Annotated in this window: 26 protein-coding genes; all 26 read left to right on the top strand. The window is 54.9% G+C overall.

Going from position 1 to position 22,051, the window contains the following annotated elements:
- The first annotated feature begins 27 nt into the window (after positions 1-27).
- Positions 28-1,116 (top strand): peptidoglycan bridge formation glycyltransferase FemA/FemB family protein, encoded by a 1,089-nt coding sequence (locus HPY81_04545; GenBank protein NPV26730.1) that lies wholly within the window; start codon positions 28-30, stop codon positions 1,114-1,116.
- A gap of 6 nt (positions 1,117-1,122) precedes the next feature.
- Positions 1,123-2,352: an alanine racemase gene (alr, locus tag HPY81_04540; GenBank protein ID NPV26729.1), complete on the top strand. Its 1,230-nt coding sequence runs from the start codon at positions 1,123-1,125 to the stop codon at positions 2,350-2,352.
- A gap of 122 nt (positions 2,353-2,474) precedes the next feature.
- Positions 2,475-3,389, top strand: coding sequence for a signal peptide peptidase SppA (gene sppA / locus HPY81_04535; GenBank protein NPV26728.1), 915 nt, complete (start codon positions 2,475-2,477; stop codon positions 3,387-3,389).
- A 21-nt stretch (positions 3,390-3,410) separates the two neighbouring features.
- The gene (locus tag HPY81_04530; GenBank protein NPV26727.1) at positions 3,411-4,148 is read left to right on the top strand and encodes a hypothetical protein; all 738 of its coding nucleotides are present in this window, start codon (positions 3,411-3,413) and stop codon (positions 4,146-4,148) included.
- 112 nt (positions 4,149-4,260) lie between these two features.
- The gene (locus HPY81_04525) at positions 4,261-4,680 is read left to right on the top strand and encodes a response regulator (GenBank protein NPV26726.1); all 420 of its coding nucleotides are present in this window, start codon (positions 4,261-4,263) and stop codon (positions 4,678-4,680) included.
- A 125-nt stretch (positions 4,681-4,805) separates the two neighbouring features.
- Complete coding sequence (locus HPY81_04520; GenBank protein ID NPV26725.1) at positions 4,806-5,486, top strand: hypothetical protein; 681 nt, start codon at positions 4,806-4,808, stop codon at positions 5,484-5,486.
- A 159-nt stretch (positions 5,487-5,645) separates the two neighbouring features.
- The gene (locus HPY81_04515; protein ID NPV26724.1) at positions 5,646-6,503 is read left to right on the top strand and encodes a class II fructose-1,6-bisphosphate aldolase; all 858 of its coding nucleotides are present in this window, start codon (positions 5,646-5,648) and stop codon (positions 6,501-6,503) included.
- Positions 6,504-6,520: 17 nt separating this feature from the next.
- Positions 6,521-7,168 carry a fructose-6-phosphate aldolase gene (gene fsa / locus HPY81_04510; protein ID NPV26723.1) on the top strand — a complete coding sequence of 216 codons (648 nt, stop codon included), beginning with the start codon at positions 6,521-6,523 and terminating at the stop codon, positions 7,166-7,168.
- 53 nt (positions 7,169-7,221) lie between these two features.
- Positions 7,222-8,187: a class II fructose-bisphosphatase gene (glpX, locus tag HPY81_04505; protein NPV26722.1), complete on the top strand. Its 966-nt coding sequence runs from the start codon at positions 7,222-7,224 to the stop codon at positions 8,185-8,187.
- Positions 8,188-8,323: 136 nt separating this feature from the next.
- Positions 8,324-8,797: a DUF2062 domain-containing protein gene (locus HPY81_04500; protein NPV26721.1), complete on the top strand. Its 474-nt coding sequence runs from the start codon at positions 8,324-8,326 to the stop codon at positions 8,795-8,797.
- A gap of 28 nt (positions 8,798-8,825) precedes the next feature.
- Positions 8,826-10,079 (top strand): transcription termination factor Rho, encoded by a 1,254-nt coding sequence (gene rho / locus HPY81_04495; protein NPV26720.1) that lies wholly within the window; start codon positions 8,826-8,828, stop codon positions 10,077-10,079.
- A 160-nt stretch (positions 10,080-10,239) separates the two neighbouring features.
- Positions 10,240-11,145, top strand: coding sequence for a peptidoglycan DD-metalloendopeptidase family protein (locus HPY81_04490; GenBank protein NPV26719.1), 906 nt, complete (start codon positions 10,240-10,242; stop codon positions 11,143-11,145).
- A gap of 130 nt (positions 11,146-11,275) precedes the next feature.
- Complete coding sequence (locus HPY81_04485) at positions 11,276-12,541, top strand: radical SAM protein (protein NPV26718.1); 1,266 nt, start codon at positions 11,276-11,278, stop codon at positions 12,539-12,541.
- Positions 12,542-12,682: 141 nt separating this feature from the next.
- A complete protein-coding gene (gene rpmE, locus HPY81_04480; GenBank protein NPV26717.1) occupies positions 12,683-12,886 on the top strand; it encodes a 50S ribosomal protein L31 in 204 nt (67 codons plus the stop codon).
- Between the two features lie 64 nt (positions 12,887-12,950).
- Positions 12,951-13,883: a DUF1385 domain-containing protein gene (locus tag HPY81_04475; GenBank protein ID NPV26716.1), complete on the top strand. Its 933-nt coding sequence runs from the start codon at positions 12,951-12,953 to the stop codon at positions 13,881-13,883.
- A gap of 37 nt (positions 13,884-13,920) precedes the next feature.
- Positions 13,921-14,988, top strand: a complete 1,068-nt coding sequence (prfA, locus tag HPY81_04470) for a peptide chain release factor 1 (GenBank protein ID NPV26715.1) — start codon at positions 13,921-13,923, stop codon at positions 14,986-14,988.
- A 2-nt stretch (positions 14,989-14,990) separates the two neighbouring features.
- Positions 14,991-15,899: a peptide chain release factor N(5)-glutamine methyltransferase gene (gene prmC / locus HPY81_04465; protein ID NPV26714.1), complete on the top strand. Its 909-nt coding sequence runs from the start codon at positions 14,991-14,993 to the stop codon at positions 15,897-15,899.
- A gap of 153 nt (positions 15,900-16,052) precedes the next feature.
- Complete coding sequence (locus HPY81_04460) at positions 16,053-17,135, top strand: threonylcarbamoyl-AMP synthase (GenBank protein ID NPV26713.1); 1,083 nt, start codon at positions 16,053-16,055, stop codon at positions 17,133-17,135.
- 14 nt (positions 17,136-17,149) lie between these two features.
- Entirely contained in the window at positions 17,150-17,746 is a 597-nt protein-coding gene (locus HPY81_04455) for a manganese efflux pump (GenBank protein ID NPV26712.1), read from the top strand.
- A gap of 12 nt (positions 17,747-17,758) precedes the next feature.
- Positions 17,759-18,454, top strand: a complete 696-nt coding sequence (locus tag HPY81_04450) for a hypothetical protein (GenBank protein NPV26711.1) — start codon at positions 17,759-17,761, stop codon at positions 18,452-18,454.
- 145 nt (positions 18,455-18,599) lie between these two features.
- A complete protein-coding gene (rpiB, locus tag HPY81_04445) occupies positions 18,600-19,052 on the top strand; it encodes a ribose 5-phosphate isomerase B (protein ID NPV26710.1) in 453 nt (150 codons plus the stop codon).
- Positions 19,053-19,073: 21 nt separating this feature from the next.
- Positions 19,074-20,324, top strand: coding sequence for a serine hydroxymethyltransferase (locus tag HPY81_04440; protein ID NPV26709.1), 1,251 nt, complete (start codon positions 19,074-19,076; stop codon positions 20,322-20,324).
- 122 nt (positions 20,325-20,446) lie between these two features.
- Positions 20,447-20,890 (top strand): dCMP deaminase family protein, encoded by a 444-nt coding sequence (locus HPY81_04435; GenBank protein NPV26708.1) that lies wholly within the window; start codon positions 20,447-20,449, stop codon positions 20,888-20,890.
- The gene (locus HPY81_04430) at positions 20,880-21,194 is read left to right on the top strand and encodes a nucleotide pyrophosphohydrolase (GenBank protein NPV26707.1); all 315 of its coding nucleotides are present in this window, start codon (positions 20,880-20,882) and stop codon (positions 21,192-21,194) included. Before HPY81_04435 ends, HPY81_04430 begins: the two co-directional genes overlap by 11 nt.
- A 326-nt stretch (positions 21,195-21,520) precedes the next feature.
- Positions 21,521-21,748 (top strand): AtpZ/AtpI family protein, encoded by a 228-nt coding sequence (locus HPY81_04425; GenBank protein ID NPV26706.1) that lies wholly within the window; start codon positions 21,521-21,523, stop codon positions 21,746-21,748.
- Entirely contained in the window at positions 21,745-22,035 is a 291-nt protein-coding gene (locus HPY81_04420) for a hypothetical protein (GenBank protein ID NPV26705.1), read from the top strand. Before HPY81_04425 ends, HPY81_04420 begins: the two co-directional genes overlap by 4 nt.
- The last annotated feature ends 16 nt before the right edge of the window (positions 22,036-22,051 follow it).

Here is a 22,051-nt window from a genome sequence, read left to right as displayed (position 1 = left end):
AGTAGACCATTAATAGGAGGAGACCACGTGAATCTGTCTGCCCGAGAAATAGGCCCCTCTGAGCGCCAGCGGTTCAATGCTTTTTTAGAACAATCTCCTAAAGGCCATATCCTGCAGTCCTGGGAGTGGGGGGAAGTCAAGGCCACGACCGGGTGGGTTCCCCTGCGATTGATCGTCGAAGAGGATAGACAGATCGTGGCGGCGATTTCGCTCCTCAAAAGAAAACTGCCGGGGATAAATAGATCCATCTTCTATGCTCCCCGGGGACCTGTCCTCGATATAGGTAATGAGCGGGTATTTAAATTTCTCTTAGGTGCGGTGCGCGAATTAGCCCGAAAGCATCACGCTATTTTCCTGAAGATTGACCCTGATATACCGGTGACCAACACGGCCTTTATTGAATTTTTGCACAGCCAGGGTTTTCGACCAGCGGAAACGGAAGAGGGGTTTGAGGGGGTGCAGCCAAAATATGTTTTCCGACTGGATCTTACCCCCAGTCTGACCCAGTTGTTTGAGAATCTGCACAGTAAGACCCGCTACAATGTCCGGCTGGCGATAAAAAAGGGGGTCAAAATCAAGACTAACTGCACCAAGGCTGACCTGCCGACCTTCTACCGCATTCTGGTGGAAACAGCCGAACGTGACCGTTTTCTGATCCGCTCCTACGCGTATTTTGAAACCATGTGGGATCAGCTTGTTCCCCCCGGTTACGCCAAATTATTTTTGGCCGAATATGAAGGCATCCCGATCGCCGGCACCCTGGCGTTTATATTTGGAGATAAGGCCTGGTACATATACGGGGCCTCCAGTAATCAATACCGCAACGTGATGCCCAACTATCTGCTCCAGTGGACGATGATTGAATGGGCGAAAGAGAATCAATGCCGGTTGTATGATTTCCGTGGTGTCCCAGGGCCCGTGCCGGAAGACCATCCGCTTTACGGGCTGGTCCGCTTTAAGAAGGGGTTTAATGGTGATTATACCGAGTTTGTTGGCGAGTACGACCTGGTTTACGCCCCTTTCTACTACTGGGCGTGGAACACGGCTGAACCTTTGTACGCTCAGGGGATCCGGAAATTGATCGCCCTGCGGAAGAAACTGCGGAAAAGCAGGTGATCCTTGATGCCGCGTATGCTTAACCAGCTGCCGGCCCGATGGGTGGAAGTAGATCTCGATGCCATCATCCACAACCTCAAACAGGTCCGGAGTCTGCTGGCGCCTGGTGTTTCCTTGATGGCGGTGGTTAAGGCCGATGCTTACGGACATGGAGCGGTTGAGGTCGCTCGAACGGTGCTCTCCAATGGCGCCGACCGACTGGCCGTAACCACCCTGGATGAAGCCATCGAATTGAGGGAGGCAGGGATAACCGCGCCGATCCTGGTGTTTAGTCCACTGCTTAAAGAAGAAAACGAAATCGCGATTGACCATGACCTGGCAGTGACAGTCGGTTCAGCGGAAAATGTCGATGACCTGGCCGAGGCCGCTGAGCAGCGGCGAAAACCCGTGGCCGTCCATCTCAAGGTCGAAACCGGCATGGGGCGGACCGGTGCCTTCCCGGCGGAGGCCATTGAATTGGGGCGACGGATCTCCAGCCGGCCCGGACTTAAGCTGGAAGGGGTTTATACCCACTTTGCCGTGGCTACACTCAAAAATAAGTCATACACCGAAGAGCAATTTCGTAAACTTATGCAGGTCATAAACGAGCTGGAAAAACAAGGGGTTCAGATACCCCTGCGCCACGCTTGTAACAGTGCCGCTACGCTGGATCTTCCGCATATGCACCTGAATCTTGTCCGCGTCGGTACCCTCCTGTACGGGCAGTATCCTTCGCTTTACGTCCAGCGAAAAATCTCCTTGAAAGACTCCTGGCAACTGAAAGCCCGGATCGTTCATCTGAAGGAGGTACCAGCGGGGACCAGCATTGGCTACGGCCGGACCTACCGTACAACCAGGCCAGCCCGCATTGCCGTTTTGCCCATCGGTTATGTTGATGGCTACACGCTGGACCCGATTTTACGGCCTGATAGTTTTATTGATCTGCTTAAATTTCTAGCCAAGGATGTTTTACATTACCTGGGTTTTGCCAATCGGCATTTATCGGCGGAGGTCAACGGACGGCGGGTGCCGGTAGTGGGTAAGGTGGCCATGCAACTATGCATGTTGGAGTTCGGTCTTAACGAGCCAGTTCGGGTTGGAGACGTGGTCAGACTGATGGCCAGACGGACGACGATCAGCCCGCGTCTACCCAAGTTGTACGTGAAGGACGGCCGACCCTACAAGCTTAAGTACTGGCGAGGCGAGGAGTACTTGCTTAGCAGTAAAACGGAAGCGGTCGACGGACTGGAGACTTGAATAACAGAAAGCTGGCGAAGGGGCCCTTGCCCCCGTATCGTGAATGGCCGTCCTGGAAGAAACTGCGCGTAGACATATCTGAAAGGAGTGAAAGCGTGAACCGCAAGCGACTGATCATCGGCATGGTGCTGGGCGCTTGCTTACTGACCCTGATTTTGGCCTTATTCATCCCCAGCAAGCAGATGGAAAAAAAGCGTGGGGTTTTAGGGCGTAATTCGGGAGTTGTGGGCGTCATCAACATCGAGGGGCCAATTGTCGGTTCTACCGAAGGTAGCACCTTCAGCGGGTTCGCCAGTTCGAAGCGGATCATGGAACAACTCCGTCAGGCTCGCGATGACGAGGATGTCGTGGCTGTGGTGCTGCGCATCAACAGCCCCGGTGGGTCCGCTGCGGCTTCGCAGGAGATCGGGGTGGAAGTCAACCGGCTGCGGGAGGCCGGTAAAAAAGTAGTGGTCTCCATGGGTGATGTCGCGGCTTCCGGTGGGTACTGGATTGCCGCGGGGGCAGATAAGATAGTGGCTAATCCCGCGACGATGACCGGTAGCATAGGCGTGATCATGGAACTGCAGAACTTTCAAGGGTTAATGGGAAAACTGGGCATCCGGTCCGAAGCCATTAAGAGTGGACCCCATAAAGACATGGGTTCACCCACCCGAGAAATCACGGAGGGCGAGCGGGATATTCTCCAGGGAATGGTTAATGATATCTACACCCAGTTTATTGATGTGGTGACCAAGGGGCGTGAGGGTAAAATGACGCGGGAACAAGTGATTCAGTTGGCCGATGGGCGAATTTTCACCGGCCGCCAGGCGCGCGAACTGGGCCTGGTTGATGAACTGGGCAACTACTACGATGCCGTGCGGTTGGCGGGTCAATTGGCCGGGATCGCCGGCGAGCCCCAGACCCGGGAATACACCACGGAAAACCTGTTGGATTGGCTTTTTTCCGGCTGGCGCTCTTTCGTGGCCTGGCCGGGCCTGCTGATGCCCGAACAGTTGGAAGCTTGGCGCCAGCTGCGCTTGCCTGAGCTTAAATAAGAAGAGAAAGGGGCCTTGCTGATGTTTAACGACCAGAACCGGCCCGCTCCTGACCAACCGCTCGGGCATAAAGCGGGTAACGATATCTTGACCGAGCGGGCGACCGCCGTCCCGGTGGATACCTACGCGAACGGGCTTGATATTCTCTATGGAATATTGTTTCAACCGGTCCAGACACTGCGTTACGTTGGCCAAACCAGGCCGATCGGTTTGGCTTTCCTGGTCGTGCTTGGCGTGCAGCTTTTCACCTGGAGCGTCAATACCAGTCTGGGAGCGCAAACGGCCTGGCCGGGCCGGGTTCCGCCTGGTTTGCCGCCTCATCTTTCTACCTATTTTCCCGAGATGCTGCATCGGTTGACGGTGGCAGGCGGCCTTATTTGGCTGGTTATGACTTTGTTTTTCTGGTTCTTTGTCGCCGCGGTCTTTAATCTATTAGCCGAATTCCTGGGTGGGCAAAGCAATGGAAGGGGAATGTTTGCGGCGGTTGGTTTGGCTGGATTACCGGGGATCCTGGTGCCGCCGCTGCGGTTGTTGAAGCACCTGGGGTTTCCTAGCTGGTTGTTTATTTTCCTGACGGTGGCCGTCTCATTATGGATCATCGCGCTTTATATTCTCGCCATCCGTGAAGTTAATGGCCTTTCGACGGCACGGGCAGTGGTTGTTTTTGTGACCCCGCTGGCGGCCTTGCTTGGGCTGGTCATCCTGATAGTGATCACGATGGCGGTGCTGATGCTTCCGTTTTTGCCTGGAGGTATTTAGCGTTTTGCCTATAAAATCTGACTGCTAATATTTAATTGTTTTATTGGCAGGAAATTAACCTTGGGTGGCGAAGTTAAACCAACAGGAAATACCAACCAGGAGGTGTAACCCGTTGAGCGAACCAACCAGCAATCATTCTATACTAGTCGTCGACGATCAGATGGGCGTTCGCCGTTTGCTTTTTGAGGCTTTTAAAGAAGATGGTTATGAAGTTCGACTGGCGGCCAGTGGATTCGAAGCCATTTCTCAGGTTAATTCCGCTCCCCCGCAGCTCATCTTAATGGATATGAAAATGCCCGGCATGAATGGATTGGAGGCTTTACGGGAGATCAAGCGAATCAATCCTGATATCGCGGTGATTATGATGACGGCCTACGGGGAACTCGAGATCGTGGCCGAAGCGATGAAGTTAGGGGTTAAAGAATATATTACCAAGCCGTTTGATATCAACGAACTTCGGGAGCTTGTCGGTAAAGTCCTGAGCGGAGAATACGTCGGCCAAAAAGATAGCTGGCGCTCCTCTTCCATCTGATCAAACCGGAAAAAGAGCAGGATTTTGGTGAACTTTAGAGAATAACATTTTGTAACGATCGGTGAGAGTGATCAGTGAGGGCCCAAGCGCTTTTTTAAGGAATCTTGGAAGAAAGGGGGGCACCCATGCTAATTCCAACTACCACTGTAATCGGTGTGCGTTGCCCTGATTGTGGTAAAATAGGTTTTCATGCGGTTTCCCTGTTCGCTTTTTCTGCTGGACAACCGGTAATCATCGCTTGTTTTTGTGGGACGGAGATTATCAGTCTGGAAACAAAAGACCGTCGAAACTTCTGGGTCCAGGTTAATTGCCTCTTGTGCGAGACGAGACATGTCTTACGCCACTCGCGAAGGCAGATCTGGTCAGGGGAAATATTGTCAATCTGCTGCCCAGAAACTGGCCAAGAGCTAGGGTTTGTTGGGGCGATAGACAAGGTGCGTCGGGCGACCCAGAATCTAGATAAATCTCTAAGGGAAATGGCGTTGGACCTGGGCTTAATTGACTACTTTGATAATCCTGACGTAATGTATGAAGTGCTTGATTGTCTGCAACGTCTTGCTGAAAAGGGGAGCCTTTTCTGCCAGTGCGGAAATTTTGACATTGATGTCGAGATTTTCCCGGAAAAGATTGAACTTAGCTGTGGGGTTTGTGGGGCGCACAGGTTTATTTACGCACAATCGGAAGATGATTCCGAGGCAGCGCGGCGGTTGAGCGAAATTCACTTATCAAAAGAAGGATATTCTTCGGCGAACTCGAAACAACTCAATAAATCGCGCCGCCGTTCGAAAAATAAAAGAAATATTTAATTGCAGAATACCATGCCTAAAAAAGCGCCCGGCGCTTTTTTAGGCATTTTTAGCGGTTGGTTTGGGGTATAATAGGCATATCAGTCAAATCAAAAAAGGGGACAGGCTACTTTTTTCATACATACAAATACAAATAAATAAAAGGGAGGGTTTTTTACCATGCCATTCGTTAGTGTCGCAGAGTTGTTAAAAGAGGCGGAAGCTGGCGGCTATGCGGTCGGAGCGTTTAACTGTAATAACCTGGAGATTGTCCAGGCCATCATTGAGGCCGCGGAAGCGGAAAAAGCCCCGGTGATCATGCAGGCCAGCCAGGGGGCGATCAAATACGCCGGCCTGGAGTACATTACCGGGATGGCCAGGATCGCGGCCGATCACGCCACCGTGCCGGTTGCTCTGCACCTGGACCACGGCACCAGCTTTGAGCAGGTCGTCCAGTGTATCCGCAGCGGGTTCAGTTCCGTCATGTACGACGGTTCGAAACTGCCGCTGGAAGAGAATATCGCGATGACCAGGAAAGTCATTGAGATTGCGCGGCCGGTCGGGGTCTCGGTTGAGGCCGAGCTGGGTAAAATCGGTGGCACGGAAGACGATATCAGTGTCAGTGAGCGTGAGGCCCTGTTCACCGATCCACAAGAGGCCGAGTATTTTGTCCAGCAAACCGGCGTGGATGCCCTGGCAGTCGCCATCGGCACCGCGCACGGCCAGTATAAAGGTGAACCCAAACTGGATTTTGACCGGCTGAGTCAAATCCGGTCATTGGTCAAGATCCCAATCGTTTTGCACGGCTCTTCCGGCGTACCCGATGAGGCCATCCGCCAGGCGATCTCGCTCGGGGTGCGGAAGGTCAATATTGACACGAATATTCGGGAAGCCTTTGTTTACGCGATTCGTGATGAACTTGCCCGGTCGCCCAAGGAAATCGACCCCCGGAAGATCCTGGGGCCGGCCAAGAAACAGGCAGTAGAAGTAATCAGAGAAAAAATCCGCGTATTCGGCTCAAGCGGCCAGGCGAGATAACAACTGGAGGTATGCAAGTGCGCCTTTTTATTGACAGTGCCAATATTGAAGAAATCAAACAGGCCCACGCGCTGGGCGTGATCAGCGGGGTCACCACCAATCCATCGCTGATCGCCAAAGAAGGCCGAAACTTTCGTCAGGTGGTCCAGGAAATCGCCAGCATCGTCGATGGACCGATCAGTGCCGAAGTGATCAGCCTCCAGGCTGACGAGATGCTTGCTGAGGCACGGGAGTTGGCGGCCATCCACCCGAACATCGTGGTCAAGATCCCGATGACGGGGGAGGGGCTGAAGGCCGTTAAAACCCTAACGAGCCAAGGGATCAAGACCAACGTGACCCTGATCTTTTCCGCCAATCAGGCGTTAATGGCGGCTTTAGCGGGAGCGACGTATATCAGCCCGTTCGTCGGCCGGCTGGACGATATCGGATATGATGGTCTGACGCTGGTCAAAGAGATCGTAGAGATCTTCGACCGTTACCTGTTTGACACGCAGATCATCGCGGCCAGCATTCGACATCCTTTGCATGTGACCTTGGCGGCCAAGCTGGGGGCCGACATTGCTACTGCACCGTACCAGGTGCTCATGCAGATGCTGAAACATCCGTTGACCGACCTGGGGATCGAAAGGTTTCTGGCCGACTGGGAAAAGGTGAAGGACAAGTAACTGGTGTTGAGGATGTAAGGGGAGGGACAATCTTGATGAAAGTTCGGCGAGGGATGGAGCGCGAGCTGGCTCTGGAGTTTGCCCGGGTCACTGAAGCGGCGGCTCTGGCTTCTGGTCGCTGGATGGGCCGGGGTGATAAAGAGGCAGCCGATGCGGCGGCGGTAAACGCTATGCGGGCCGTGTTCGATACCGTCCAGATTGACGGAGTGGTTGTTATTGGAGAAGGAGAAATGGATGAGGCCCCGATGCTCTACATCGGGGAAAGGGTAGGTACCGGCGTGCCGCCCCAGGTCGATGTCGCGGTCGATCCCCTGGAGGGCACCAACGTCGTGGCCAAAGGACTGACGGGGGCAATTTCCGTCATGGCAGTCACGGAGCGGGGCTGTCTGCTTCACGCCCCGGACATGTATATGGACAAGATCGCGGTGGGACCCCGGGCAGCGGGGCGGATCAGCCTGGATGCTCCGGTCGGCGAAAATTTGCGCGAGATCGCCAGAGCGCTGAAAAAAGACATCTCCGACCTGACGGTGGTTATTCTCGATCGCCCGCGCCATAATGAATTGATTGCGGAGGTAAGGCGAGCGGGGGCCAGGATTCGGTTAATCACTGATGGCGACGTTTCACCTGCGGTGGCGGTGGCCTTTGAAGAATCGGGCGTCGACGTCCTGATGGGGATCGGCGGAGCGCCGGAAGGGGTACTGTCTGCTGCGGCCTTGCGCTGTTTGGGTGGGGAGATGCAGGGACGGCTTTGGCCCACGAACAGCGAAGAAAGAGAGCGGGCCAAGCAGATGGGGATAACTGATGTGAACAAGATCCTAACCATGGATGACCTGGTGAAAACCGATGATGTCATCTTTGCGGCGACAGGCATTACTGATGGCGACCTCTTGCGGGGGGTCCGCTACTTCGGTCAAACGGCAAAAACCCATACGGTGGTTATGCGCGGGAAGACCGGGACGGTCCGCTTTATTGAAGCCATTCACCGGTTTGATAAAAAACCGAACTATGCGTTTAAATAGTTTTTTTCAAACATTGACTAAATCCGGAAAAAAGTGCTATACTATCAACTGAGCTTACTTTAAACCTTCTCAATCCCCCCTCAGAGTGGATGAGAAGGTTTTCTTGGTCAGCTCAACTGCCCTGAAGGAGAAAATTATGACTGTCCGCAGGCTGGTCAGATACTACTTGCTCAAGTTTCTCCGCCTCAACGGTTCTCCCCGTAAAGTGGCCCTGGGGTTCGCTTTGGGGGTCTGCATGAACTTCTATCCCACCTTCGGATTTGGGCTCGCCCTTGCCGTGGTTTTAGCGGGTGTGATGCGAGCGAATATTGCGGCAAGTCTCCTCGGTGATACCCTGTTCAAGTGGTTATTCCCGGTTTTCTTCTATTTAAACTATGTGGTCGGCGAATTTCTGATCGACCACCCGGCCGGTGGCCTGGCTGGCACATCTTCTAGCGTTTGGGAGTGGTCCAGACACAATTTGACGCAGATCAGTCAGGCCTTTTTCCTGGGGATGGTGCTTAATACCCTGATCCTGGGGACAACCCTCTACTTTCTGACCCACTGGCTCATTCTCAACCACCGACGTCAATTACTCCGGTTCTTACTGCGCAGGCGAAGACCTGTTTAGCCCTCGATTTTGAGAGGAGGAAATTTGTTTGAATATCACTGACCTCGAGTCCAAAACTGTCGCGGAGCTCTATCAGATCGCCAAGGAACTCGACGTATCTGGCTATTCCAGGCTACGAAAGCGGGAATTGATTTTTGAAATCCTCAAGGCCCAGGCCGAAAAGGACGGCTTGCTTTTTGCGCAGGGTGTGCTGGAAATCCTGCCCGATGGATACGGGTTCTTACGCCCATTTGCTTATGTGCCAAGTCAGGACGATATTTACGTCTCGCCGTCCCAGATCCGCCGCTTTGATCTCCGAACGGGTGACAAGGTGGCTGGGCAGGTTCGTCCACCGAAAGAAAACGAGCGTTTCTTTGCTCTTTTAAGGGTGGAAACCGTTAATGGCCTCTCACCAGACCTCTCTCCTGAGCGACTTGGCTTCGAGGCCCTGACCCCGATCTTCCCCATTGAGCGAGTTAGCCTGGAAACTGTCTCAGAAGAATATTCCACCCGGGTGATTGACCTGATCGCGCCGGTCGGCAAGGGCCAGCGCGGGTTGATCGTGACCCCACCCAAGGCGGGAAAAACCATTCTGTTGAAAAAGATTGCCAACGCCATTACCGTGAATCACCCGGAAATCGAATTGATGGTCCTCCTGATTGACGAGCGCCCGGAAGAAGTAACCGACATGCAGCGTTCGGTGGAAGGAGAAGTGATCGCTTCCACCTTTGATGAACCGCCGGAAAACCACGTTAAGGTTTCGGATATAGTGCTAGAACGAGCGAAGCGCCTGGTCGAACATAAAAAAGATGTCGTTATCCTCTTGGATAGCATCACCCGACTGGCCCGGGCGCATAACCTGGTCGTACCGCCCAGCGGCCGCACCCTGTCCGGCGGTGTCGACCCGGCAGCCCTGCACAAGCCCAAGCGGTTTTTTGGGGCGGCCCGGAAAGTCGAGGAGGGCGGCAGCCTGACGATTCTGGCGACAGCCCTGGTCGAGACGGGAAGCCGCATGGATGACGTCATTTTTGAGGAATTCAAGGGCACGGGCAATATGGAACTGGTGCTGGACCGCCGGCTGGCAGAGCGCAGAATTTTTCCCGCTATCGACGTGAAGCGATCTGGCACCCGCCGGGAAGATTTGTTGATGACCAAGGAGGAATTAGAAGCCATCTGGCATTTCCGCAAGGTGTTCAATAATTATGGGACGGCGGAGGTCATGGAAACACTGCTTGATGCCTTGAGTAAGACGAAAGCCAATAAGGATCTGGTGCGGGCGATGCCCAAACTGTTTGAAGATTAATATTTGAAGATGAAAAAAAGGGGACAGGCTGCTTTTTTCAAAGAAAAAGCAGCCTGTCCCCTTTTTTCCCCGATGTATATAATGCACCGTTTATTGACAAAATAGATAGTGGATGGAAGTAAGTGTGAGAATTTTGAGGTTGAGGTGATAACAAAACAAAATGAATTCTGCTAAAAGGCAGAGCGTGCTGGTGGCCGTGTTCATGCTGGCCCTTCTCTGGGGGTTGGCGAATGTGAATGACACAGACGCACGCCTGTGGGAAGACAATTTTATCCCGGTGCAGCAGTTTGAGCCTTCGGCTATTGAATCAGATACCACCGGGCTTGAGTATGAGGTGAAGCGGGGTGACAGTCTGTGGCGAATCGCTCAAATATACAAGGTCGATATGCAGGCTCTCGCGGCAGCGAATAATCTCAATTTGAACAGCATCTTGAAGATCGGGCAGGTGCTCCAGATCCCGGTCGAAAGCGGACCGAGCCCGCCAGGCCCGTGCCTGCATTTGGTGCAACCCGGTCAAACCATCTGGCGGATTGCTCAACTTTACGGGGTAAGTATCGAGACGATTCTCCAGGCCAACGGGATGAACGATCCAAGCAGTATGCGGCTTGGTCAGCACCTGGTCATCCCCGGTGGGGGGAAGGCGACTAACCGGGTGGCGAGCAATGCTGTGGCGACGGAAAGCCGGCGACAGCTGGCTAGAATGAGCTGGCCGATCATGGGTGTCATCACCTCGCGCTACGGGAGTCGTCGTGGCCGAGATACGCACCACGGGATTGATATTGCCGCCAATCTAGGGGACCCGATCCGGGCCGCCCGGGGCGGGCGCGTTGTCTTCGCCGGCTGGCGGCCGGTCTATGGCCGCACCGTGATTATTGACCACGGGGATGGAATATGTACTCTATACGCCCACGCTTCCAAACTCCTGGTTACTCAGGATGACTGGGTCAAGGCGGGCGAAGTCATCGCCAATGTAGGTACATCGGGCTATACGACCGGTCCACACCTCCATTTTGAGGTGTATGAAGGAGAGCGAACCGTTAATCCATTAAGCTGGCTACAGAGATAGGAGGGGCAAAACCCCTCCTAAAAAATTGGCCCTGCGGAAATATTTCAGCTTGAGTCCAATACCGTCTAAGTGATACGATCCGGAGGGACAAGGGTAAAGAATTTAACGCCGGCAAGTTAGGAGTGAACTAATGTTTAACCTGGTATTCGCTGATGAAAAGGGACGAGTCTTTGACCATCCTGACCTGCAGCTGGTTGGCCGTCTGGGGAATCAGCTGGTTGAAGCAGTCAGCGAGGAGATGATACCTCTGCCTGACGGTGCCTCATTAACCCTGCTCCCGGACCGTTATCCTGTAGGATTTGCCGCTGATACGGGTGAATTCACCGTCCTGACCAGCAATCCTTTCAACAGGCAGACCAGTAAGGTCAGCGCAGTGGCCGCCCTCCTACCCCAGGGCTATACGCGAACATTGTTGCCGGGATTTGTCCGTCCCCGGGGCGCGGGTCCTCTTCCCTTATTTGGCTATGCCGCTGTGGGCTGGCGGGACGGTGGGTTCTATGTTGCCGCCCAACCTACCGATGAGGACCACCAGTGGAACCCTCGCCACTATAACGGTGCGGAACTTGCCCAACTGGTGGCGGCGAAGCGCGAGCAGCATCCCCATAACCGGATTTTGCGTCAGCTGTCCCGGTGTGCGCTTGAATACAGTTGCTACACCGCGCAGAACATCTTCTACGGCCGCTGGGAAGGGGGCATCCCGGTTTCCCCCGGCTGCAACGCCCAATGTCTCGGCTGTATTTCCGAGCAGCCCGCGGAGTGTTGTCCGGCCCCCCAGAGTCGCATCGACTTTACCCCGACGGTGGAAGAGATCGTGGAGGTCGCGGTGGATCATCTCATGTATGCACCCGCGGGGATCGTCAGCTTTGGCCAGGGTTGTGAAGGCGAGCCCGCCCTGCGGGCCAGAGATCTCGGGCCAGCGATCCGGCGGATCAGAGAGCTTGTCTCCCGTGGAACGATTAATATGAACACCAATGGCGGCTACACGGAGGGAATCCGGGCGATCTGCACGGCCGGGCTGGAGGCCATCCGGGTCAGTCTGATCAGCACTGACCCGCAAATATACGCCAGCTACTATCGGCCGCGCGGCTATACCCTGGAGAACGTGGTTGAATCCCTGCGGGTGGCGGTGGCAAATGGGGTCTACACCTCCCTGAATCTGCTGGTGTTTCCCGGTGTGACCGACCGTGAAGAAGAGGTTGAGGGGTTGATTAACCTGGTGGAGCAGACGGGCGTGCACCTGATCCAGCTGCGCAACCTGAACATTGACCCCGATGTCTACCTCGCTACCATCCCGCCGGCCCGTGGGGAAACGCTGGGGATCCCGGGCTTCCTGCAGGCCCTGCGGGAGAACCTGCCCCGGGTGGCCATTGGCAGTTTCAGCCGGCCGGTGCGCTAAAGTCGTGCGGTTACGTCGAACGGTGCAAAATTGCTTGCTGTCAGGTAAGCCATGTGCTATAATATCAACTGTTGACATATTCGCAGGAAACGCAAATGCCGATTCGGCACAGGATAACTGTTGTGGAAAGAGGTGAGCCGATTGAAACCGAATATTCATCCGAAATATGAGCAGACCACGATTACGTGTGCGTGCGGGAATAAGTTTACCACGGGTTCTACCCGGAAAGACATGCGGGTTGAGGTTTGTTCTCAATGCCACCCGTTCTATACCGGTAGCAAACAGCGGATCGTTGAAGCCGGCGGTCGGGTTGACAAGTTCAAGAAAAAATACGGGATTTCTTAAGATCATTGTCTGAAGCGAAATAAACTGAATTTTTCTTGCCCAAAATATCATCGGACCTTGTCCGATGCTATTTTTTAACCAAAGGATTCCAATTTGCCAGAGAGGGGGCGGAGGGTTGCCTACCAATTTTCAGTACGGCGGCCAGGCGGTGATCGAAGGTGTGCTGATGCGTGGTGCCCGGGATCTGGCCATCGCCGTCCGACGGCCGGACGAAACGGTGATTGTGGAGCGGCACCAGGTGAGCCCTCTTGGCGATCGGCTGTTTTTGTTGCGCTGGCCGCTGATTCGTGGTTCCGTGGTCTTGCTGGATTCCTTGCTCTGGGGCATTCGCGCCCTGACGTTTTCCGCTAATCTGGCGGCAGAAGCGGAGGACGAACAAATCAAGGGGAGTGAAATGGCGGCCGCGCTTCTGATTGCGCTCGTGGTCACGATCCTGATGTTCGTAGTGATTCCCACGGGAGCCGTGCATTTTTTACACAGCCATATCGAAAGTGTGTTTTGCCAGAATCTCGTCGAAGGGATCATCCGGATCGCGATTTTCCTGGGTTACGTGGTGGCCATCTCCCGCATTAACGATATTGCCCGTGTTTTTCAGTACCACGGAGCCGAGCACAAAGTGATCCATACCTATGAGGCCAATGAACCTTTGACCGTAGCGAACGCGCGGAAGTACTCGATCCTCCATCCCCGGTGTGGGACCAGTTTTTTACTGATCGTGATGGTGGTCAGTATCCTGGTCTTCTCGTTGCTCGGTGACTATAACCTGTTTTGGCGGATCACCTCACGAATTTTACTGCTTCCCGTGGTCGCCGGCCTGGGCTATGAACTGATTAAGTTCTCCGGCCGGCACAAAGAAGCGCGCTGGCTGCGGGGCTTAATTCTGCCCGGGCTCTGGTTGCAGAAACTGACGACGCGCGAGCCCGACGACCAGCAGATCGCCGTGGCCATCCGGGCCCTCGAGGCTGTCCTGGAGGCAGAGTCGTCTAGAAAAAAATAAATTTTGGTATAATTTAACTGGGGGTGAAGGGAAGACCATGTTTAGTAAACTCGATAGTTTGGAGCAGCGTTACGAAGAACTGGCTGGCCTGATGAGTGATCCCGCAGTTATTGCCAATCAGACTGAATTTCAAAAGTATGCCAAGGCTCACGCCGGGTTGACGGAGATTATTTCGACATATCGGGCCTATAAGGAAACGGTCAAGGGAATTAATGAGGCGAAGGCCTTGCTGGAAGATAAATTGGAACCCGACTTTCGGGAACTGGTAGAAACAGAGCTCGAGGAACTGAAGGAAAAAAAGGCGCAACTGGAACACCAGCTCAAAATCCTCCTGTTGCCGAAGGACCCGAATGATGAGAAGAACGTCTTCATGGAGATCCGGGCGGGCACCGGGGGAGAAGAGGCGGCTTTGTTCGCGGGCGATCTGTTCCGTATGTACTCCCGCTACGCGGAAAAACGCGGCTGGCGGATGGAACTCGTCAGCGCGAACTACACCGACATCGGGGGTTTCAAAGAGGTAATCTGCCTGATCGAAGGAAACGGAGTTTACAGCCGGCTCAAATATGAGAGCGGGGTGCACCGCGTCCAACGCATCCCGGTGACCGAGTCCGGGGGACGGATCCACACCTCGGCGGCCACGGTGGCGGTTTTGCCAGAGGCGGAGGAAGTGGAAGTGGAGATCAACCCTAATGATCTTCGGATTGATGTCTTCTGCTCGAGTGGGCCGGGTGGACAATCAGTGAACACCACCCAGTCGGCGGTACGGATCACCCATATTCCAACGGGGATTGTGGTGTCCTGCCAGGATGAGAAGTCGCAGCATAAAAACAAAGACAAGGCCATGCGCGTCCTCCGGGCCAGACTGAAGGAAAAATACGAGGAAGAACAGCGCGGCGAGTTAGCCAGTGCCCGGCGCAGCATGGTGGGCACCGGTGACCGCAGCGAGCGGATCAGGACGTATAACTTCCCGCAGGGGCGGGTGACTGACCACCGGATTGGGTTGACATTGCATAAGCTCGATCTGGTGCTGGAAGGCGAGTTGGATGAAATCATCGATGCCCTGATTACTACAGACCAGAGTGAGCAACTGAAAAAGGCGGAGTAGAGATGAAGAAAACCAACTGGACCGTCCGCGAAGTACTGGCGTGGACGGCTCAATATTTTTTCCAGCAGGGAGTCGAACACCCGCGGCTGGAGGCGGAGCTTCTGTTGGCGCATGTCCTGGGGCAGACGCGGGTTAAACTTTACATCAACTTTGACCAACCACTGCAGCCCAACGAACTCGCTGCGTATCGGGAACTGATCAAGCGCCGGGTCCAGGGCTATCCTTTGGCTTATTTGACCGGCCAGCGGGAATTCATGTCGCTGACTTTTGAGGTCAACCCGGCTGTTTTGATCCCGCGCCCCGAAACGGAGACTCTGGTGGAAACCGCGGTAGAACTGGTCAGAGATGCGGTGCGGCGGTACCTGGCGACAGACGGGCCGGTGGAACTGCCCCCGATCCGCATCGCCGAAGCGGGGACGGGCAGCGGGGCCATCGCGGTCAGCCTGGCCAGGTTTCTTCCCGCGGCGCAGGTTTGGGCGACCGATATTTCTCCGGCCGCGCTGGCGGTGGCCCAGCGCAACGCGGAACGGCACGGCGTGGCTGACCGGGTGCGGTTTTATGAAGGAGATTTGCTGGAGCCATTGCTTGAACCAACCAGCTGCGGCCAATTTGCGTTGGTAGTAGCTAACTTACCTTACATCCCGACGCCGGAAATTCCCAGATTGGCCAGGGAGGTCCGCTGTGAACCGGTGCTGGCTCTGGATGGGGGAGCGGACGGGTTGGACCTTTACCGCCGGCTGGTGCCGCAGGCGGCCCGCCTCTTGAAGTCCGGCGGTTATCTGGTGATGGAGATCGGCTTCGACCAGGGAAAAGCGGCGGCGGCCCTCCTGGCCGGGGAGGATTGGCACCCACCGCGCATCAAACCGGATCTGGCCGGCCGCGACCGCGTCGTGGTTGTTCAGAAGAAGTAGGGGATAAGCGTCTCACCCTGACGCGCCAAGAGCGAGCGGCCGACTGTCGTGAACCTATAAATGTGGTAGCGACCATGTTAATGCCTGGGATTTGTGGTATACTAATCGTATCTTAAGGAGGCAGTAAGGGTGACCACTGTGCACAATCACACAATTTCCACGCAATACCTGAAAGTTCATCCAGACCAACCAGAACCAGAATTAATCGCCATCGCGGCCGAGATCATCCACCGGGGAGGCTTGGTTGGCTTTCCGACCGAAACAGTTTACGGCCTGGGTGCGAACGCGTGGGATCAAGCGGCGGTAGCCAGAATTTTTCAGGCCAAGGGTCGCCCGGGCGACAATCCCCTGATTGTTCACGTGGCGGAGCCGGCCATGGTCAGGACTCTGGTCAGCGAACTTCCACCGCTGGCTGAACAGTTGATTACGCAGTTCTGGCCGGGGCCTTTGACCCTGGTTTTACCCAGGAGTGCGCAGGTGCCGGACGAAGTGACGGCTGGTCTGGAGACAGTGGCGGTGAGAATGCCGGCGCACCCGGTCGCGCTGGCTTTAATAAGTGCGGCCCAGGTACCCATCGCTGCCCCCAGCGCGAATCGCTCTGGGCGCCCCAGCCCGACGACGGCAGAACACGTCCTGGCTGACCTGGGCGGTAAAATTGAGGCCATCCTCGATGGGGGGCCGACCGGTATCGGGGTGGAATCAACCGTCTTGGACCTTACGGCTGGTGTGCCTACCATCCTGCGCCCGGGTGGAGTAACCCGGGAGGAACTGGCCGTTGTGCTTGGCCAGGTGGCAATAGATCCTCATGTGGAAGGAAAAGGGGTTTTGTCGGCAGGCGGAGGTCTGCTTGCAGCCCCCCGATCGCCGGGCATGAAATACACCCACTACGCACCCAATGCCCCATTAATTCTGGTGGAAGGAGAAGAATCCCGCGTCGTGGAGCATATCTTGACATTAAGGGCTCGCTACCGACAGTCGGGTAAACGGGTGGCGGTTCTGGCCCGGGCAGAAACAGCCGGTTATTACCGTCAGCACCACCCCCCTGAATTTCTGGCGGTGCTGGGGGGGCGGGACGAGCTGGCCGTAGTAGCGGCAAGGCTGTACCGGACGCTGCGGGCGTGTGATGAAGCCGGTGTGGATGTTATCCTGGCGGAAGGATTCCCGACGCAGGGACTGGGAGCGGCGGTGATGAATCGGCTCCGGCGCGCAGCCGGTCAGAACATTGTTCTGGTTTGAGGAGGCGCAAGACAATGAACTTAAGCACCCTCCTCCTAGTTGCCATAGCTTTGGGAACCGATGCCCTGTCGGTCGCGATTGGTATTGGGATAAGCGGAATCAGACGCCGGGACATTGCCCTTCTGTCGGGAGTTATTAGCTTTTTCCACGTTCTCATGCCCTTGATTGGCCTCTTCCTTGGTTCTGTCTTAGGAGTCATGATCGGCCAGTATGCTGCGCTGATCGGCGCAGGGGGCCTGGTGCTCATCGGCTTGCAGATGGTTTGGCACCACCTTCCCGAACAGGCCCCGACGGTTGTTTCGTGGCAAGAATGGCGGGAGCGGTCGGGGCGGGTGGCCGTAACGGCAACGCGCTGCTATGCCCCCACTTTAGGCGGGATGGTGGTATTGGCGGGAAGTGTCAGCCTGGATGCTCTCAGTGTTGGCTTCAGCCTGGGCACCATCCGGGTGAATTTACCATTCGCGGTCATGACGATGGGAGTGGTCGCGGGTTTAATGACGGTCGTCGGGTTGGTTTTTGGCCGCCGCCTGGGGGGTTGGCTGGGTGAGAAAGCGGGTGTTGTAGGAGGAGCAATTTTGGTGCTGATCGGAGTCAGGATGCTTTTACTGTAAAGGGGTGGTCAGATGCGCACAATCCTTTTTGTCTGCACGGGAAACACCTGCCGTAGCAGTATGGCCGAGGCACTGGCGCGGGAGATCTGGGTAAAAAAAGGCGGTTCACCAGAGGAACTGCGGATAATCTCGGCTGGTACCGCGGCTATCCCAGCAGCGCCGGCTTCACGGGAGGCCATCGCGGTGATGAAGGAGGAGGGGATCGACCTTGGCTCTCATCGGGCTCAGCAGCTTACCCCGGCTATGATCCACGAAGCGGACCTGATCCTGACCATGAGTGCCAGTCATCGACGGCAGGTGCTGGAGATGGTCCCCAGTGCCAGAGATAAGGTCTTTCTGCTCAAGGAATTTGCCTGTGGGCAGGAAGAATTGCCGCACCTGGAACAGCAAATGGCGGAATTACAGGAGAGAATCAGACAGAAAGAAGAGCGTTTTTACACCACTCATCGCCAGGAGATTGAGCAGCTGCGCCAGGAACGCACCCGGCTGATGGCGGAACTGCACCGTGTCGAGGATAGGCTGAATGAGTGGCAGGTGCGTTACCAGGAGGAGCTGGCCGATGAAATCAGGGAGATGCGCCAATTAGAAAGCCAAATGCGGGCGCTGGACATCCCCGATCCCTTTGGACAACCTTTGCCGGCTTACCAGGAATGTGCACGCGAACTGCGGGCGGCCATTGAGCGGGCGCTGGATCGGTTGCGGTGTTAATGTACTAAGTATCCCAGATCCAAAATAATCATGATATGTTTTTTTGCGCCCTAAAAGAGGAAAATTATCCTTGATGTAGAAATCTGTTATAACCTTTTTTATCATCAAGGCAGACGGACATCAGACAGTACAAGAGGTGGAACCAATGCGGATCGCGATCGGCAGCGACCATGGCGGCTTTGAATTGAAGGAAAATATCAAGCAGTGGCTGTCGGAAAAAGGGTATCAATTTGTGGACATGGGCTGTCACTCGCTGGAGGCAGTGGATTATCCTGACTACGCTCTGAAAGTCGCCGAAGTGGTGAGCCGGGGAGAATTTGAGCGGGGGATCTTGATCTGCGGCACGGGGATCGGTATTTCCATCGCCGCCAATAAAGTTCCCGGTATCCGGGCCGCTCTTTGCCACGAAACATTTTCGGCTGTTGCCTCGCGGGAGCATAATGACGCGAACATTCTGGTCATGGGCGGGCGAGTAATCGGGCCAGGTCTGGCGAGGCAAATCACTGAGTTCTGGCTGCAGACCGAATTCGCCGGCGGCCGGCACGCGTGCCGGGTGGCCAAGATCGCCGCGCTGGAGAAAAAATATTGTGGTAGATAAATTTTAAGAAAGGGACAAGCCATGGATTACATTAAACAGTATGTTATGCCGGTTGACCCGGAACTGGCCGAAGCCATCGAGCGGGAAGAGAAGCGCCAGTCGAGCAAACTTGAACTGATTGCGTCGGAGAACTTTGTCAGCCGGGCGGTGATGGCGGCCCAGGGCTGTGTGATGACCAATAAGTACGCCGAGGGGTATCCCGGCAAACGGTACTACGGTGGATGTGAATGTGTTGATATCGCCGAAGAACTGGCCCGCGAGCGGGTGAAAAAGATTTTTGGCGCGGAGCACGCCAACGTGCAGCCGCACTCGGGAGCCCAGGCAAACACCGCGGTCTACTTTGCGGTGCTGAAACCGGGTGACACCGTCCTGGGGATGAACCTCTCCCACGGCGGTCACTTGACCCACGGCAGCCCAGTCAACCTGTCCGGGATGTATTTCAATTTTGTGGCCTACGGGGTTGACCCGAAAACAGAGCAGATCGACTACGACGAACTGCGGCGGATTGCCCGCGCGAACAAACCGAAGCTGATCGTGGCCGGGGCAAGTGCCTATCCCCGGACGATTGATTTTGCCCGTTTTAAAGAAATTGCCGATGAGGTCGGGGCAATGCTGATGGTGGACATGGCCCACATCGCCGGCCTGGTGGCGGCTGGCCTGCACCCGAACCCGGTACCATACGCCGATATTGTCACCAGTACCACCCACAAAACCCTGCGGGGACCGCGTGGTGGTCTGATCCTGTGCAAGGAGGCCTACGCGGCCAGGATCGATAAGGCTGTTTTTCCCGGTATCCAGGGAGGGCCCCTGATGCACGTAATCGCGGCGAAGGCGGTCTGCTTTAAGGAAGCGATGACGGAGGAGTTCCGAGAGTACCAGCGGCAAATCATTCGCAACGCCAGCGCGCTGGCCCAAAAACTGCAAGAATTAAATTTCCGGCTGGTTTCGGGAGGGACCGACAACCACCTGATGCTGGTAGATGTGCGCGCCCAGCAGTTGACCGGCAAAGAAGCCGAAAAACTCCTTGACGAAGTGGGCATCACCGTCAACAAGAACACCATTCCCTACGACCCGCAGGGACCGATGGTTACCAGCGGGATCCGGATTGGTACCCCGGCGGTGACAACGCGGGGATTAAAGGAAGAGGATATGGCGCAGATCGCTTATGCCATTGCCCTGGTCCTCAACGACCCGCAAAGCGATGAAGCCCAAAACAAAGCCAGACAGATCGTGGCCGACCTGTGCGCCCGGTATCCGCTGTACCAGTCATAAGGTTGACGATGAAACATACCACATCCAGAGAATCCACGTTAGCTAAGAAAGCGTGATGCCTTTTGACGAGCGAAAAAAAATCTCAGCCAAAGCGCCAGCGCCCTGGCTGGGACGAATACTTCATGGATCTGGCTGAGCTGGTCGCCCGCCGTTCCACCTGTCTCCGCCGTCAGGTCGGCGCGGTCCTGGTGGATGGTGAGCATATCATCTCCACTGGCTATAACGGTGCGCCCACCGGCCTGCCCCATTGTTTTGATACCGGTTGTTTAAGAGAGCAACTGCAGGTTCCCCCGGGCGAGCGCCACGAACTCTGCGTCTCTGTCCATGCGGAGCAAAACGTGATTATTCAGGCGGCCCTGCACGGCAGTTCGACAAAGGGGGCAACCCTCTACTGCACCCACCAGCCCTGTAGTCTGTGCGCCAAGATGATCATTAACGCCCAAATCCGCAAAATCGTCTTTAAAGGAGATTATCCAGACACCCTGGCCCAACAGCTCCTGGAGGCGGCCGGTGTCGAACTGGTGAGAATGTCGCACCAAAATGGAGAGAAAGACCATGAAGACTAAAATCATTGCCCTGCCGCGGCTGAACAACCTGTCTCCCACCTTGGAATCAACCGCGCTCAAACTGATGGAGGAAACGGGCGAGCTGGCGCAGGCCATTGGCAAATTCCGGGGGCTGAACGGCGAGCGGGTTGAACGCGATGAGGCGGAGATCATGAAACTGATCAGCCGGGAATTGTTGGACGTGGCCCAAACGGCTGTTTCGATGATGTTTGTCTTAGAAGAACAGTACGGGGTCAACATAAAAGAAGCGATCAACGAGCACCTGGAAAAACTCTACCGGAAGGGTTACCTGTCCCACCAATAGACCCATCAAGCACTGCACTTTCTGTCATAACCACGCGAAAACTGTCTAAAAAAAGCTCCTGCCAAAAGGAGGATTTTTCAGGGGCTTGCCGAAAAATAAAATTAACTGTAAACCCTGTAAAATAATAGTAAAGCGTCATAATAAGTAAAAAATCATGGTAAATTAATAATTGTCTGAATAATTATTACTTAAGTGATAATTAGTACTTTCACCGTTCCGACGAAAAATCACAAAGAGGCTATTGTTTTTTGCTTTTTTTCTCGAATTAAGACGAAGGATGTGAGGAAGTGGCGAAGAAAGACCCGTGGGGTGGCAAAGCGCTGGGGATGGCGCTGTCGATGGCCACGAATATGGCGGCTGCCGTTGCGGTGGGATATTTCTTTGGCGTATTCCTCGATAAGACGTTTGGCACTAAACCGTGGCTGACCCTCCTCATGTTCCTGCTCGGGGTAGCGACCGGGCTTAAGATGATGTATGAAACCGCGTTTCCCCGGGGAAGCGACGAATCCAAGCCAGGAAAGGACAATGCTAAGAAGGATACAGATAGTAAATGAGTATAGCGATAATTGGCGGGCTTCTCTTTGGCTACCTGGTTTTTGACCTGAATGCTCGCCTGTTGCTGGTCACCCTTGAGCGGGCCAAAGACAAAGCACCAGGTCAAGCTGTGAAGTATATTGTCAGTCGTTATTACCTGCGGTTCGCGATTGAGGGGACCATTATTTGCCTGGCGGTTTGGTGGGCAGGACGGTTTTTTGGCATCGCTACCCTGGGTGGAATGCTGCTGGCTAAAGCGGTCTTTCTACTCCGGGTGAGAAAATTAAATATAAATTATAAAGATTAGAAAGACAAATTTTTGG

This window comes from Bacillota bacterium (assembly GCA_013178045.1).
Taxonomy (GTDB): Bacteria; Bacillota; Ch66; order Ch66; family Ch66; genus Ch66.
This window is presented reverse-complemented; position numbering and strand designations above follow the sequence as displayed.

What these genes read in the sequence shown, in the direction of transcription:
- prmC (NPV26714.1), top strand. Translation starts at nt 14,991, where the DNA reads ATGAAGAAAACCAACTGGACCGTCCGCGAAGTACTGGCGTGGACGGCT.
- HPY81_04485 (NPV26718.1), top strand. Translation starts at nt 11,276, where the DNA reads ATGTTTAACCTGGTATTCGCTGATGAAAAGGGACGAGTCTTTGACCAT.
- prfA (NPV26715.1), top strand. Translation starts at nt 13,921, where the DNA reads ATGTTTAGTAAACTCGATAGTTTGGAGCAGCGTTACGAAGAACTGGCT.
- HPY81_04435 (NPV26708.1), top strand. Translation starts at nt 20,447, where the DNA reads ATGGATCTGGCTGAGCTGGTCGCCCGCCGTTCCACCTGTCTCCGCCGT.
- sppA (NPV26728.1), top strand. Translation starts at nt 2,475, where the DNA reads ATGGTGCTGGGCGCTTGCTTACTGACCCTGATTTTGGCCTTATTCATC.
- HPY81_04420 (NPV26705.1), top strand. Translation starts at nt 21,745, where the DNA reads ATGAGTATAGCGATAATTGGCGGGCTTCTCTTTGGCTACCTGGTTTTT.
- rpiB (NPV26710.1), top strand. Translation starts at nt 18,600, where the DNA reads ATGCGGATCGCGATCGGCAGCGACCATGGCGGCTTTGAATTGAAGGAA.
- HPY81_04490 (NPV26719.1), top strand. Translation starts at nt 10,240, where the DNA reads ATGAATTCTGCTAAAAGGCAGAGCGTGCTGGTGGCCGTGTTCATGCTG.
- HPY81_04455 (NPV26712.1), top strand. Translation starts at nt 17,150, where the DNA reads ATGAACTTAAGCACCCTCCTCCTAGTTGCCATAGCTTTGGGAACCGAT.
- HPY81_04430 (NPV26707.1), top strand. Translation starts at nt 20,880, where the DNA reads ATGAAGACTAAAATCATTGCCCTGCCGCGGCTGAACAACCTGTCTCCC.
- HPY81_04515 (NPV26724.1), top strand. Translation starts at nt 5,646, where the DNA reads ATGCCATTCGTTAGTGTCGCAGAGTTGTTAAAAGAGGCGGAAGCTGGC.
- glpX (NPV26722.1), top strand. Translation starts at nt 7,222, where the DNA reads ATGGAGCGCGAGCTGGCTCTGGAGTTTGCCCGGGTCACTGAAGCGGCG.
- HPY81_04425 (NPV26706.1), top strand. Translation starts at nt 21,521, where the DNA reads ATGGCGCTGTCGATGGCCACGAATATGGCGGCTGCCGTTGCGGTGGGA.
- HPY81_04500 (NPV26721.1), top strand. Translation starts at nt 8,324, where the DNA reads ATGACTGTCCGCAGGCTGGTCAGATACTACTTGCTCAAGTTTCTCCGC.
- HPY81_04440 (NPV26709.1), top strand. Translation starts at nt 19,074, where the DNA reads ATGGATTACATTAAACAGTATGTTATGCCGGTTGACCCGGAACTGGCC.
- HPY81_04530 (NPV26727.1), top strand. Translation starts at nt 3,411, where the DNA reads ATGTTTAACGACCAGAACCGGCCCGCTCCTGACCAACCGCTCGGGCAT.
- HPY81_04520 (NPV26725.1), top strand. Translation starts at nt 4,806, where the DNA reads ATGCTAATTCCAACTACCACTGTAATCGGTGTGCGTTGCCCTGATTGT.
- HPY81_04450 (NPV26711.1), top strand. Translation starts at nt 17,759, where the DNA reads ATGCGCACAATCCTTTTTGTCTGCACGGGAAACACCTGCCGTAGCAGT.
- alr (NPV26729.1), top strand. Translation starts at nt 1,123, where the DNA reads ATGCCGCGTATGCTTAACCAGCTGCCGGCCCGATGGGTGGAAGTAGAT.
- HPY81_04475 (NPV26716.1), top strand. Translation starts at nt 12,951, where the DNA reads ATGCTATTTTTTAACCAAAGGATTCCAATTTGCCAGAGAGGGGGCGGA.